At 70.9% G+C, this 12,818-nt stretch carries 11 protein-coding genes; 3 read left to right on the forward strand and 8 right to left on the reverse strand.

Annotated features, from left to right (window positions below; all coding sequences use genetic code 11):
- Window positions 1–338: 338 nt before the first annotated feature.
- Both ABEA26_RS06315 and ABEA26_RS06320 read right to left on the reverse strand, forming a co-directional pair.
- Complete coding sequence (locus ABEA26_RS06315) at window positions 339–2,951, reverse strand: ABC transporter permease/substrate binding protein (RefSeq protein WP_345589995.1); 2,613 nt, start codon at window positions 2,949–2,951, stop codon at window positions 339–341.
- On the reverse strand, window positions 2,944–4,032 hold the full coding sequence (locus tag ABEA26_RS06320) for a quaternary amine ABC transporter ATP-binding protein (protein WP_345589996.1): 1,089 nt from the start codon (window positions 4,030–4,032) through the stop codon (window positions 2,944–2,946). Before ABEA26_RS06320 ends, ABEA26_RS06315 begins: the two co-directional genes overlap by 8 nt.
- Window positions 4,033–4,278: 246 nt before the next feature.
- Here ABEA26_RS06320 and ABEA26_RS06325 point away from each other — a divergent pair, with 246 nt between their 5' ends.
- Complete coding sequence (locus ABEA26_RS06325) at window positions 4,279–5,184, forward strand: 5'-3' exonuclease (RefSeq protein ID WP_345590019.1); 906 nt, start codon at window positions 4,279–4,281, stop codon at window positions 5,182–5,184.
- 206 nt (window positions 5,185–5,390) lie between these two features.
- The gene (locus ABEA26_RS06330) at window positions 5,391–6,236 is read left to right on the forward strand and encodes a siderophore-interacting protein (protein WP_345589998.1); all 846 of its coding nucleotides are present in this window, start codon (window positions 5,391–5,393) and stop codon (window positions 6,234–6,236) included.
- Window positions 6,237–6,402: 166 nt separating this feature from the next.
- Here the strand turns inward: ABEA26_RS06330 and ABEA26_RS06335 are convergent, their stop codons facing one another.
- A complete protein-coding gene (locus ABEA26_RS06335; protein WP_345590000.1) occupies window positions 6,403–6,984 on the reverse strand; it encodes a GNAT family N-acetyltransferase in 582 nt (193 codons plus the stop codon).
- Between the two features lie 205 nt (window positions 6,985–7,189).
- On the opposite strand from ABEA26_RS06335, the gene ABEA26_RS06340 reads away from it, so the two are divergent.
- Window positions 7,190–8,155: an RluA family pseudouridine synthase gene (locus ABEA26_RS06340; protein WP_345590001.1), complete on the forward strand. Its 966-nt coding sequence runs from the start codon at window positions 7,190–7,192 to the stop codon at window positions 8,153–8,155.
- Here the strand turns inward: ABEA26_RS06340 and ABEA26_RS06345 are convergent.
- The 5 genes from ABEA26_RS06345 to ABEA26_RS06365 all read right to left on the reverse strand — a co-directional run bounded on the left by ABEA26_RS06345 (window position 8,149) and on the right by ABEA26_RS06365 (window position 12,771).
- Entirely contained in the window at window positions 8,149–9,645 is a 1,497-nt protein-coding gene (locus ABEA26_RS06345; RefSeq protein ID WP_345590002.1) for a cytochrome P450, read from the reverse strand. The genes ABEA26_RS06340 and ABEA26_RS06345 overlap by 7 nt on opposite strands.
- Before the next feature lie 85 nt (window positions 9,646–9,730).
- Entirely contained in the window at window positions 9,731–10,351 is a 621-nt protein-coding gene (locus ABEA26_RS06350) for a GTP-binding protein (RefSeq protein ID WP_345590004.1), read from the reverse strand.
- Window positions 10,332–10,748, reverse strand: coding sequence for a DUF742 domain-containing protein (locus ABEA26_RS06355; RefSeq protein WP_345590006.1), 417 nt, complete (start codon window positions 10,746–10,748; stop codon window positions 10,332–10,334). The genes ABEA26_RS06350 and ABEA26_RS06355 overlap by 20 nt, the downstream gene beginning before the upstream one ends.
- A complete protein-coding gene (locus ABEA26_RS06360) occupies window positions 10,745–11,122 on the reverse strand; it encodes a roadblock/LC7 domain-containing protein (RefSeq protein WP_398128442.1) in 378 nt (125 codons plus the stop codon). Before ABEA26_RS06360 ends, ABEA26_RS06355 begins: the two co-directional genes overlap by 4 nt.
- Before the next feature lie 26 nt (window positions 11,123–11,148).
- The gene (locus tag ABEA26_RS06365) at window positions 11,149–12,771 is read right to left on the reverse strand and encodes a sensor histidine kinase (protein WP_345590010.1); all 1,623 of its coding nucleotides are present in this window, start codon (window positions 12,769–12,771) and stop codon (window positions 11,149–11,151) included.
- Window positions 12,772–12,818 lie beyond the last annotated feature (47 nt).

The following is a 12,818-nucleotide window of genomic DNA, read 5'->3' on the forward strand; positions in this document are numbered from 1 at the left end:
CGGCCGTCACATCGGCGTCACGGTGCGGTGGCCGCGATCTCACATTTCTCGCCATCCCGCGGGAGACCCGTCCGACGCCGCGGATGCCCTACCCGTTCAAGGCGCGGACGGCCCTCCGTGTTCCCGCCGGCCCCTCACGCCTCGGCGGCGCGGGGCTCGGACAGGGTGGTCGCACTCCGTGGTTGTCCAGATTCATGTCGTGATCCAACCGTGTCCCGGTCGCGGACGGCTCGAGGGGTGGGCCCGGGCCGCGCTTCGTCAGAAGGCGCGTGCGGGGCCCACCCCTCGGGGCGGTCGGTCCGGGAAACCCCGTACCGGTGCCGTACTGCTACGTGCTACTACGGGGTCATCCGGCCGACCATGTCCGGGTGCTCCTTCAGCCAGGCCGCCACGGCTTCCTCTTCCTTGCCCTGACCGCGGTCCTTGATCTCGGCCTCCAGGGAGCCGAGCTCGTCCTCGGTCATGTGGAAGTCCTTGATCCACTCGGTGAGCTGCGGGTACTGCTCGGGGAACGCCTTGCTGGAGATGGTGCGGATCGTGTTGCCCTCACCGAAGGCCTTCTTGGGGTCCTTCAGCTTGGTCAGCTCGTAGTCGCTGTACGCCCAGTGCGGCGACCACAGGACGACCGCGACCGGCTCCTTCTTGGCGAGGGCGCGCTTCAGCTCGGCCAGCATCGCCGGCGTGGAGCCGTCGACGACCTTGTACTCGTCCTCCAGGCCGTAGCCAGGCATGACCTCGTTCTTGAGCAGCTGCATCTGACCGGTGCCGGGCTCGATGCCGATGATCTTCCCGTCGAAGAGGTCGGCCTTGCCCTTGAGGTCCGCGAGTGACTTGACGTCCTTCACGTACGAGGGGACGGCGATCTCCAGGGAGGTCGGCTCGTACCAGGTGCCCAGGTCGTTGAGGTTGTTCTTGTGTTTGTCCCAGTAGCTCTTCTGGGCGTAGGGCAGCCAGGCGTCGAAGTTGAGGTCGAGGTCACCGGTGGCCAGGCCCGTGTAGACGGGGCCGACGTCCATCTGCTTCAGGTTCAGCTTGTAGCCGCGCCGCTCCAGGACGTTCTTCCACAGGTAGGTGACGGCGACGTCCTCCTCCCAGGGGAACCAGGCGATGTCCAGCGCGCGCTCGGCCTCGGCCGGGGTGGCGCCGGCGCCGCCCTGGACCGGGGCGAGCTCGTCGACGACGCCCGGGTTGGCCCCCAGCCAGGTGCGCACGGCGTCCTGCTGGTTGCCCTTGCCGGCCTTGTTGATCTCGGCCTCGAGGCTGGTGAGCTGCTTCTCGGTCATCGAGAAGTCCTTGAGCCACTTGGCGACGGTGGGGTTGTCGCCGGCGAAGCCCTTGCGGGACAGCGTGTGCACGCCGTCGCCCGAGCCCCAGGCACCCTTGGGGTCCTTGAGCTTCTTCAGCTCCATGTCGTTGTACACCCAGTGCGGGGACCAGAGCGTGACGACGATCGGTTCCTTCTTGCTCATGGCCCGCTTCAGCTCGGCCAGCATCGCCGGGGTGGAGCTGTCGACGACCTTGTACTCCTTGTCCAGGCCGTACTCCTTGAGGACCTTGCTCTTCAGCAGGGCCATCTCGCCGGCGCTGGGCTCGATACCGGTGATCTTCCCGTCGAACAGGTCGGCCTTGCCCTTGAGGTCCGCCAGGGAGTCGACGTCCTCCATGTAGGCGGGGACGGTCAGCTCGAGGGTGGTCTCGTCGTACCAGGAGCCGAGGTCGTCGAGCTTCTCGCCGTACTTCTTCCAGTACTGCTCGTGGGTGGTCGGCAGCCAGGAGTTGGTGACGAGGTCGATGTCGCCCTGGGCCAGGGAGGTGTAGAGCGGCCCGGCGTCGAACTGGGTGGCCTTCACCTCGTAGCCGCGCTGTTCGAGGATCTCCTTCCACAGGTAGGTGGAGGCGATGCCCTCGTCCCAGGGGACGTAACCGAGGCTGACCTTCTTGCCCGCGCCGACGTTCTTGCCGTCGGCGACGGTCTTCGAGTCGTCGGATCCGCCGAACATGCCCATGCCACCGGCCACCAGGCCGAGGATCACGATGCCGATCACGGCGACCTGCGGCTGGGGGCGGTAGGACCATATCTTCAGGCCCTGGGCGGCGCGCGCCTTGGCGGCGGCGCGGCGGCCCAGCGGCGAGACGTGCGTGCCCAGCGCGCTGGTCATGCGGTCCAGGTAGATCGCCAGGATCACGATGGCGACACCGGCCTCGGCACCGAGGCCCACGTTGAGCTGGCCGATGGACTCCATGACGTCGCCGCCGAGTCCGCCGGTGCCGACCATGCCGGCGATCGCGGCCATGGACAGGCCGAGCATGATGACCTGGTTGACGCCCGCCATCACCGTGGGCAGTGCGAGCGGGAGCTGGACCCGCAGCAGGGTGTTGCGAGGGGTGGTACCGAAGGCCTCGGCGGCCTCGACCAGATCCTTGTCGACCTGGCGGATGCCCAGCTCGGTCATGCGGACGCCGGGGGCGAGCGCGAAGATCAGGGTGGCCACGATGCCCGGAGGCGCGCCGGTTCCGAAGAACAGGATCGCCGGGATGAGGTAGATCATCGCGGGCAGTGTCTGCATGAAGTCCAGCACCGGCCGGACGACCGCGCTGACCCGGTCGGAGCGGGCCGCCCAGATACCCACCGGCACCGAGACGACCAGGGCGATGACCGTGGCGACCAGCAGGAGCGCCAGGGTCATCATCGCGTTCTCCCACAGACCGAGGGATTCGATGAAGGCGAATCCGACGAAGGAGAGGACACCGGCGAAGGTGCCGCGCAGCCAGAAGGCGATCACGGCGAAGATACCGGCGAGCAGCAGCGGCTCGGGGGCCTGGAGGACGGCGTTGATGCCGTCGTAGGCGCCGGTGAAGAGGGTCTCGAGGAAGCCGAAGAGCCAGGAGAGGTTGTCGAGCAGCCAGTCGACGGTGCTGTTGACCCAGTCACCGAAGTGAACTCTAGGCACGGGACATCACCTTCTCGCCGCCCTTGTCCCGCGGGGTGTCGCAGACACCGGGGACCGTGTCCTCGTCGCCGAGGAAGCCGACGAGCCGCCGGGCCGGGACGACGCCGACGAGCCGGCGGTCGGCGCCGAGCACCGCCACCGGGTGGGAGACACGGGCGCTGATCGCGCACAGCTCCGCGAACGACGTGTCGGGCGTGGCGGTCTCGCAACCGCAGTCGGCCTCGTCGCCGCGCGTCTCCGTCTCCATGACGGATCCCGCGGTGAGCACACGGGAACGGTCGACGTCCCGGGTGAAGGAGGCGACGTAGTCGTTGGCGGGGCGTATCAGGATGTCCTGCGCGGTGCCGATCTGCACGATCTCGCCGTCGCGCATCACGGCGATGCGGTCGCCCAGGCGCATGGCCTCGTTGAGGTCGTGGGTGATGAAGACGATGGTCTTCTTCAGGGTCTTCTGCAGGTCGAGCAGCTGGTCCTGCATGTCGCGGCGGATCAGCGGGTCGAGGGCGCTGAAGGACTCGTCCATCAACAGCAGATCGGCGTCCGTGGCGAGCGCGCGGGCGAGGCCCACACGCTGCTGCATACCGCCGGACAGCTCATCGGGCCAGGACTTCTCCCAGCCGGCCAGGCCGCACAGGGCGAGCGCCTCGTCGGCGCGGCGTTCACGCTCGGCGCGGGGCACGCCCTGCACTTCGAGACCGTAGGCGGCGTTGTCGCGGACGCTGCGGTGCGGGAAGAGCGCGAAGTGCTGGAAGACCATGCTGATCTGCTTGGAGCGGACCTCGCGCAGTTCGCTGTCGCTGAGCTCGGTCAGGTCCTGTCCCCCGAAGCGGACGCGCCCGGCGGTCGGCTCCGACAGACCGTTGAGCATGCGCAGGAGCGTGGACTTGCCGGACCCGGACAGGCCCATGACCACGAAGATCTCGCCGGGTTCCACGGTGAAGGACGCGTCGATGACGGCGGCCGTGGTGCCGTCGGCGCGCAGCTCCTCACGGTTGGTCCCCTTGCGCAGTCGATCGACTGCCTGGTCCGGTTTTTTGCCGAAGACCTTGTACAGGTTTTCGGCCTCTAGCCTGGCTGACACGCTTACCTCTTGCATCGGGGGCAGGGACACGGGCGTGAAGACTCGGTGTTGCGACTCAGCATGTTGCGACTCAGCGTTACGAAGACTCGCTAACAGTTGAACGCATCAACCACCTTCTGCCCGGGTGCGCGCCTGCCCTGATCGTCCCGGACCAAACACAAGAGTGACCCAGTTCACACGCCCTCCACCGCTTGTCCATCCGTCCATGTGACCTGCGGCATGATGCGAGGCGTGACCGGACGACTGATGCTTCTCGACACCGCCTCCCTCTACTTCCGCGCCTATTTCGGCGTGCCGGACTCGGTGAGGGCCCCCGACGGCACGCCGGTGAACGCCGTACGCGGACTCCTCGACTTCATCGACCGCCTGGTGAAGGACCACCGGCCCGACCACATGGTCGCCTGCATGGACGCCGACTGGCGCCCGCAGTGGCGGGTGGAGCTGATCCCCACCTACAAGGCACACCGCGTCGCCGAGGAGACCGCCGAGGGCCCCGACACCGAGGAGGTACCCGACACGCTCTCGCCCCAGGTGCCGGTCATCGAGGAAGTCCTCGACGCCCTCGGCATCGCCCGCGTCGGTGTCGCCGGGTACGAGGCGGACGACGTCATCGGCACGTACACGGCGCGGGCGACCGGCCCGGTCGACATCGTCACCGGCGATCGGGACCTCTACCAGCTCGTCGACGACGCCCGTGGCGTGCGCGTGCTCTACCCGGTCAAGGGCGTCGGCACGCTCCACCTCACGGACGAGGCCACGCTGCGCGAGAAGTACGGCGTCGACGGCCGCGGGTACGCCGATCTGGCGCTGCTGCGGGGAGATCCGAGCGACGGCCTGCCGGGCGTGGCGGGCGTCGGCGAGAAGACGGCGGCCAAGCTGCTCGCCGAGTTCGGGGACCTGGCCGGGATCCAGGCGGCCGTCGACGACCCGAGGGCGAAGCTCACACCTTCTCAGCGCAAGCGGCTGACCGAGGCCCGCCCGTATCTCGCGGTCGCCCCGAAGGTGGTCCGGGTCGCCGACGACGTCCCACTGCCGGACGTCGGCACCGCGCTGCCGCACGCCCCGCGCGACGCCGCGACCCTGGACCGGCTGGCGGCCCGCTGGGGCCTGGGCGGATCACTGCAGCGACTGCTGACGACGCTCACCGCCTGAGCCGGCCCGGGTTCGCGCCGGCCCGGATCGCGCCGCCGGGACAGGCGATGCGGGCAGGGTGAATCGGTGCCCTGACCGGGGGAAGCCGTACTTTGCGCACGGGGCTTCGTGGGGCACCCCCTCCGTGACGTGCCGAGTGGGGCGGGGATGCTAGCTTAGGTATACCTAACTCAGGGAGCCCTCACGCAGGGATCAGGGAGGCCGTCATGGCAGACCGTCCGGGCCGCAAGCCGCGCAAGCCGTACACCGCACAGGTGGTCCGCACCGAGCGGCTGACCCCGCGCATGCAGCGCGTGGTGCTCGGCGGCGAGGGACTCGCCGGGCTGCCGGCGGACACCTGCACCGACCACTACGTGAAGCTGCTGTTCCCCGCCGGGGGCGCGACCTATCCGGAGCCCTTCGACATGGAGCGGATCCGCGAGGAGTTCCCGCGCGACCAGTGGCCGGTGACCCGGACGTACACGGTGCGCCACTGGGACGCCGAGCACCACGAGATGACGCTGGACTTCGTCATCCACGGTGACCAGGGGCTGGCCGGCCCCTGGGCGAAGGGCGTCCGGCCGGGCGAGACCGTCCGCTTCCTGGGGCCCGGCGGCGCCTACGCCCCCGACCCCGCCGCCGACTGGCACCTGCTCGCCGGCGACGAGAGCGCGCTGCCCGCCATCGCCCGGTCCCTGGAGGCGCTGCCCGACGGCGCCCGCGCCCTCGCCTTCGTCGAGGTCGACGGCCCCCAGGAGGAGCAGAAGATCGACTCCGACGTGGAGGTCGTCTGGCTGCACCGCGGCGACCGTCCGGTGGGCCGGGCCCTGGTCGAGGCCCTGCGCGGCCTGGACTTCCCCGAGGGCCGGGTGCACGCCTTCGTACACGGCGAGGCGGCCGGCGTGAAGGAACTGCGCAAGCTTCTCCGGGTGGAGCGTGAGATCCCCCGCGAGGACCTCTCCATCTCCGGCTACTGGCGCCTCGGCCACAACGAGGACGGCTGGCAGGCCTCGAAGCGGGACTGGAACGCACGCATCGAGGCGGAGCAGGAAGGCGCCGCACCGGCCGCGTAGCGACCTGCCCCCACCGGCCGGGCAGGGCGCAATGCCGAGCGGGGCCCGTCGCCCCTGCGGGTCCGCACGCGGGCGCACCACCGGCCGACGCGTGCGCGTGCCCGGAGCGCCGCGCCGCCCACGACAGCCGTCGTCGGCGAACCGTGGATGTGGGCGAGCCGACGACTCAGTCCCCGCGCACGCACGCGTGCAGGTGCATGTCGTGCCAGCCGTCGGCGTGGAGCAGGGCGCTGCGCTTGGTGCCCTCCAGGGCGAAGCCGGCCTTCCCGGCGACCCGGCAGGACGCCTCGTTGGCGACGGAGTGGGTGAGTTCCAGGCGCTGGAAGCCGATCTCGTCCAGGGCCCAGTGGGCGAGGGCGCTCGTGGCGCGGGCGGCGACGCCCCGGCCCCGGGCCGCGGCCGTGGTCCAGTAGGCGACCTCGGCCAGCCCGTCGCCGAGCACGACCTCCCGCAGGGCGGCCCGGCCGAGGAGCCGGTCGTCGGCCGCGTCGGCGACGGCCCACTGGACGTTCCGCTCGCGGCCCCAGGCCTGCCGCCACTCGGCGACCCAGCCGCGCACCTCCTCCTCGGAGTCGGCGGTGCGGATGTGCCACTGGTGCATCACCGGGTCCTGAAAGGCCGCGTGCACGGCAGGGACGTCCTCGGTGCGCCACGGGCGCAGCAGCAGCCCGTCGCCGGTGGGAATCGTGGGCTGTGACGTGCGGGAGAAAGTGTCGGCGGGAAGGACCGGGCTCGTCAGGCAGGGCATGGAACGCATCCTGCCAACAGGGCCGGCCGGTGGCCCAGCGGTTTTCCCGGCGCGCGGCGCAGCAGTCCCCCGGAACCGCCCAGCCGCCTTCCGGCGTTGCCTGCTGCCTCACGGCCAGGGCCCAGCGGGTTCCGCCGGCCGATCCAGTGTTCTTCCGCCGTCGGCCTCGCACGCCTACGGCCCCGTCCTCGTAGGCTGGCAGGCGATGAGACGCCGTACGCCTCCCCCGCCCTCACCCCTCCCGCAGCGCGACGGCATCGACGCGGTGCGGGTGCGGCTGCCCGCGGCCGGGCCGTGGTCCACGGTGCGTGAACACCTGACGGAGCGGCTGTCCGGGGCGGGCGCCGGCGTGGTCGGCGGCATGTTCGACGCCGGGCTGTTCGTCGGGGCGGACGGGCGGGCCGTGCCGTCGGACGCGCCGTACGAGCCCGGCATGTTCGTGTGGTTCCACCGCGAGCTGCCCGCCGAGGTGCCGGTGCCCTTCCCGCTGGAGGTCGTGTACCGCGACGAGCACGTCGTCGTCGTCGACAAACCGCACTTCCTGGCCACCACCCCGCGCGGCGGGCACGTCACCGAGACCGCGCTCGCCCGGCTCCGCCGGGAGCTGGGCGTCCCGGCGCTCGGCGCCGCACACCGCCTCGACCGGCTGACCGCCGGACTGGTCCTGTTCACGGTGCGCCCCGAGGAGCGCGGCGCGTACCAGGGCCTGTTCCGCGACCGGCGGGTGCGCAAGGAGTACGAGGCCGTCGCCCCGTACGATCCGGCGCTCACCCTGCCCCGGACCGTACGCAGCCGGATCCTCAAGGAACGCGGGGTACTGGCGGCCCGGGAGATCGAGGGCGAACCGAACGCGGTGAGCCGCGTCGAGCTGACCGAGCGCCGCCCGGGCCCGGGCCCCGGGCTGGGGCGGTACCGGCTGGTGCCCGGGACCGGCCAGACCCACCAGCTGCGTGTCCACATGGCCGCGCTCGGCGTGCCGATCCTCGGCGACCCCCTCTACCCCGAGGTGACCGGCCCCGTGCCGGCCGGTGACTTCCGGCGCCCGCTGCAACTGCTGGCGCGGGAGCTGGGATTCACCGATCCGGTCACGGGGCGGGAGCACCGCTTCCGCAGCGGACGCTCCCTCGGCGCCTGGACGGCGTACGAGGACTGGGCCGGCGGCCGTCAGTAGCCGCGCCACCAGAGCAGTAAGCGCTGCCAGGCACCGCCGGGACGGGGTTGCTCCCGCCCCGGCGCCTGCTGGGGCTCCGTGGCCGTCGCCGACACGGGCTCCGGCGGATACGCCGGGAGCTGAGGCTCGGGTCGGCTGTCCGGTCGGGGAATGCCGACGTGCCAGGCGGTGTGCGGGGCCGGGGCCGGGGCGTGGCTCGGCTGCTGCCTGATGTCCTGCTGTGCCTTGGGCTCGAACCGCACGGGCAGTTCCACCAGGTGCCGGGAAGCGATCGACGACCGCCACCGCAGTTCGTCCTCGTCGCAGTCGAGCTGGACGTCCGGCAGCCGCATCAGCAGCGCGTCGATCCCGGCGTCGGCGATGGCACGCCCGATGTCCTGGCCGGGACACTCGTGCGGGCCGCCGCCGAAGGCGAGGTGGGCGCGGTTGCCCTCCATGCTCGCGGCCAGGTCGGGGCGGATCCGCGGATCGACGTTGCCCGGCGCGATGCCGAGGAGCAGCCCGTCACCGGCGCGGATGCGCTGACCGCCCAGTTCGGTCTCCTGCTTGGCGAAGTAGGCGAAGACGCTGCTGAACGGCGGTTCGTCCCACAGGGACTGCTCGACCGCCTCGGGCACCGTCATCTGACCGCCGCTGAGCTGGGCGCGGAAGCCGGGGTCTGTGAGGACGACGCGCAGCACGTTGCTGATGAGGTTGACGGTCGCCTCGTAGGCCGCGATGAGGACCACCCGCAGGTGCTCCCTGACCTCGTCGTCGGTGAGTCCGGCCGAGTGGGTGACGAGGCGGCCGGCGATGTCGTCCTCGGGCCTGGCCCGGCGGGCGGTGGCGAGGCGGCCCAGGGCGTCCATGACGTAGGCGTGGCTGGCGTTCGCCGTCTCGGTGCCCTTGAGCATGTCGCGGGCGGCCTCCACCATCCGGTCGTTGTACTCGTCCGGCATGCCGAGGAGGTGGCACATCACGCCCATCGGCAGGTGCTCGGCGAACTGGCCGACGAGGTCGGCGCGGCCCTCCTCGCAGAACCGGTTGACGTGGCGCTGGGTGTACCGCTTGATGTGGCGGCGCAGCTCCCGGTAGTCGATGTCGGACATGGCGCTGGTGACCGCGCCGCGCAGCCGCTTGTGCTCGTCGCCCTCGGCGTGGGAGCAGATGGGCTGCCACGCGATGTGCGGCATGAGCGGGTGGTCGGGCTTGACCGTGCCCTCGTTGAGCGGGGTCCAGATGCGGCTGTCGCGGCAGAACTGGGCGGGCGTGCTCACCATGTGCAGGTTCTCGGCGTGTCCGAGGACCACCCACATCGGTACGTCGTCGTGGAGCAGCGCCGGCGCCACCGGTCCGTGCTGCTCGCGCAACTTCTCGTACAGCTCGTCCAGGTCGTCCGCCTCGTGCAGCCGGTGCAGTCCGCCCGGCCCGAGGCCGTGCGCGGGGCAGCCGGGCGGTGGTTCGAGCAGGGGGTCGCCCGTTCCGGTCAGGGAGTGGCGTTCAGGCGTCACAGTGTCGCTCCGCAACAGAAGTGTGGGTCAAGCGTGTGGGTGGTTCGGGGGGGGGCCGCACCGGGTCGGGACAGGCCGCGCCTGTTCAGGTGAGCACGCCCTTCATGGCGATGGAGTGCAGGAAGCGTGTCAGCGTCAGCAGGACGTCCCGGCTGGAGGCCCGGCGCCGCACGTCGCAGTCGAGGATGGGAATCTCCTCGGCCAGGTCCAGCGCGGCCCGCAGCTCCGCGACGGGATAACGGGGCGCGTCGGGGAAGGTGTTGACGGCGACCACGAAGGGCACGCCGCGCTCCTCCAAGCGCCCCATGACGTCGAAGCTGACGTCGAGGCGGCGGGTGTCGACGAGGACCACCGCGCCGAGCGCGCCCTCGAACAGGCCGTTCCACAGGAACCAGAAGCGCTCCTGTCCGGGCGTGCCGAAGAGGTACAGCACCAGTTGGTCGGTGATGCTGATCCGGCCGAAGTCCATGGCCACCGTGGTGGCCGTCTTGGACGCGGAGCCGAAGTTGTCGTCGACGCCGATGCCGGCCTGGGTCATCGTCTCCTCGGTGGTCAGCGGTCTGATCTCGCTGACCGAGCCCACCATGGTGGTCTTGCCGACCCCGAAGCCGCCCACGATGACGATCTTCACGGCGGCCTCGGTCGAGTGCGGCAGCCGGTCCTCCGTCCGCGGGCCCGGAATCGTGTCAGAGTTTTTGAAGTCCATGCATCACCGCTTCGAGGAGGTTTCGGTCGGCGACCTTCTGGCGGACGATCGGGGCGCGGGCCTGCACCAGTTCCGTCGCCAGCAGGTCGGTGAGCAGCACGGTCACCACACTGAACGGCAGGCCCAGATAGGCCGACAGCTCGGCTGCGGACAGGGGTGCGACGCACAACCGCAGCAGGGCCGCCTGTTCCGGTGTGGCGGACACCGGCGGCTCGGCGCGGGCCACGATCAGGGTGACCAGGTCGATGTCGGCGCGCTCGCCGCTCCCCTCCCCGCCGATGACGAACAGCCGCTCGGGGTTGGGGGTCGCGTCGTCCTTGCGGGACGGTGCGGCGGAGGTCGACGCGGCGGACGGCTCCTGCCCGGGTGATCGCCTCCGGCGCTGGGGAGGAGTCATACGGTCTGCCCGTTGCGCCGGGCCGGACTGGTGAGGTGGGGCCCGATCCGGGCGACCAGGTCGGCCATGCTGAGGCCCATCCGGCCGGGCTCGCAGCGGACGTCGGAGAGCACCGCGAGGTAGGCGTTGGCACCGGCGGCCATCAGGTAGAAGTAGCCGCCGTTCATCTCGATGAGGACCATCTTCATCGCACCGTCGCTGGTCGGGATCTCCTGGCTGACGGCGCTCGCCAGGCTCTGCAGTCCCGCGCAGGCCGCGGCGACCCGGTCGGCGGCGTCGGGGTCACCGGAGTAGCGGGCGATGCGCAGGCCGTCGGCGGAGAGCACCACGATCATCTCGATGCCCGGGACACCGTCGTAGAGGTCCTGGAGCATCCAGTCGAACTTGCCTTGCTGCTCGATCACTTGAGGTTCCCCTCGTCGTCTGCCGGGGCGTGGGCCGGCTCGTTGCTGCTGGACTGCTGGTGGGCCTGGGTGCTGCCCGAGTGCTGCTTGAGGCCCTCCCAGAAGGCGCCGATGAAGTGCCCCGGCGGGAGCCCTTCGTCCTTCTTCGGCCCGGGTTCCGGGTCCGCGGCCACCGGGAAGCCGTTGCGGGCGCGCTCGGCGGCCAGGCGGGCCTCGCGCTCCGCGTCCTCCCGCTCCCACACCGCCTGTTCGGCGAGGCGCTGGCTGAGCGGCATCTTGACCCGGCTACGGCGCTGCGGGAGTCCGCCCGCCGTCCACTCGGTCACCTCGGGAACGTCGTCCTCCAGCAGAACCGAGTCCGGGATACGGGGGCTGGTGGGGCGGCGCTTCTTGGGCGTGCGCTCGGGTCCGGGGAGGGCGTCCGGGCCCGGGTGGGGGATCGACGTCGCGCCGATGCCGTGGGCGAGTCCGACTCCGGGCTCGGTGGTCATCATCTTGCTGGGCACGATGAGGATGGCCCGGACGCCGCCGTACGCGGAGGCCCGCAGCGACACGTCCATGCCGTACTGGGTGCACAGCCGGCCCACCACGGACAGGCCGAGGCGCGGGTGGTGGGCGAGGTCCTGCACGTCGGTGCCGCGCTTGGCGTGCTCCAGCAGGCCCTCGATGCGGGCGCGGGACTCCTCGCTGAGGCTGACTCCGGCGTCCTCGATCTCGATGCAGACACCGCTCTGCACCTCGGTCGCCGTGACGTGCACCTTCGCCCCCGGCGGCGAGTAGCGCGTGGCGTTGTCGAGGAGCTCCGCCGCCGCGTGGATGACCGGCTCGACCGCGGTGCCCTTGATGTTGACCTTGGCGATGGAGGCCAGGTTGATCCGGCGGTACTGCAGGATCCGGGACATGGCGCCGCGCAGCACGCTGTAGAGGGCCACCGGCTTGGGCCACTGGCGTCCGGGGCGGCCGCCGCCGATGACGGAGACGGAGTCGGCGAGGCGGCCGATCAGTGCGGTGCCGTGGTCGATGCGCAGGAGGTCGTCGAAGACCTCGGGGTTGCGCCCGTGGTCCTCCTCCATCTCGCGGAGTTCCTTGTTCTGCTGGTGGACGATCGCCTGGACGCGGCGGGCGATGTCGACGAAGGAACGCTCGGCGGACTCGCGCATGGAGTCCTGGTGATCGACGATGTCGCAGATCATCCGGATCATCCTGCGCTGCGGCTCACCGAGTTCGACGTAGGACGGGTCCACCTCGCCGAGGCGGCGCATCACCTCTTCGGGCGTGCTCCCGTTCCGCATGAAGTCCAGGATGTCGGGGAGGACTTCACCGCCGAGTCGGACCATCTCCTCGTGATGGCTCGCGGCCCGGCGTTCCAGATACGCGCTGTGACGGGCGTGCTCGGCACGCAGGACCCTTAGCGCACGGCCGCGGCGTGCCGTTTCGGCCGCCGCGGCGATCACCAGCAGTGTGGCGAGGCCACCGCACAGGCCGACGGCGAGCCGGGCCGGTTCCGCCACCATGGCGACGGCGGCCCCGGTGGCCGCGGCCATCAGTATGGCCGGCAGCAACAAGGTTCGCGCGAAGGGAAGTTCACGGCGACCTGGAGGGGAATCAACACTCACCATGTAGGCCTCTGAAAAACGAATCGGCAGGGATGGGGGAGCTTGCAGCG

The organism is Streptomyces marokkonensis, assembly GCF_039539045.1.
Classification (GTDB): Bacteria; Actinomycetota; Actinomycetes; order Streptomycetales; family Streptomycetaceae; genus Streptomyces; species Streptomyces marokkonensis.

What these genes read in the sequence shown, in the direction of transcription:
- ABEA26_RS06340 (WP_345590001.1), top strand. Translation starts at nt 7,190, where the DNA reads ATGAGACGCCGTACGCCTCCCCCGCCCTCACCCCTCCCGCAGCGCGAC.
- ABEA26_RS06330 (WP_345589998.1), top strand. Translation starts at nt 5,391, where the DNA reads ATGGCAGACCGTCCGGGCCGCAAGCCGCGCAAGCCGTACACCGCACAG.
- ABEA26_RS06335 (WP_345590000.1), bottom strand. Translation starts at nt 6,984, where the DNA reads ATGCCCTGCCTGACGAGCCCGGTCCTTCCCGCCGACACTTTCTCCCGC.
- ABEA26_RS06360 (WP_398128442.1), bottom strand. Translation starts at nt 11,122, where the DNA reads ATGCTCCAGGACCTCTACGACGGTGTCCCGGGCATCGAGATGATCGTG.
- ABEA26_RS06365 (WP_345590010.1), bottom strand. Translation starts at nt 12,771, where the DNA reads ATGGTGAGTGTTGATTCCCCTCCAGGTCGCCGTGAACTTCCCTTCGCG.
- ABEA26_RS06350 (WP_345590004.1), bottom strand. Translation starts at nt 10,351, where the DNA reads ATGGACTTCAAAAACTCTGACACGATTCCGGGCCCGCGGACGGAGGAC.
- ABEA26_RS06325 (WP_345590019.1), top strand. Translation starts at nt 4,279, where the DNA reads ATGCTTCTCGACACCGCCTCCCTCTACTTCCGCGCCTATTTCGGCGTG.
- ABEA26_RS06355 (WP_345590006.1), bottom strand. Translation starts at nt 10,748, where the DNA reads ATGACTCCTCCCCAGCGCCGGAGGCGATCACCCGGGCAGGAGCCGTCC.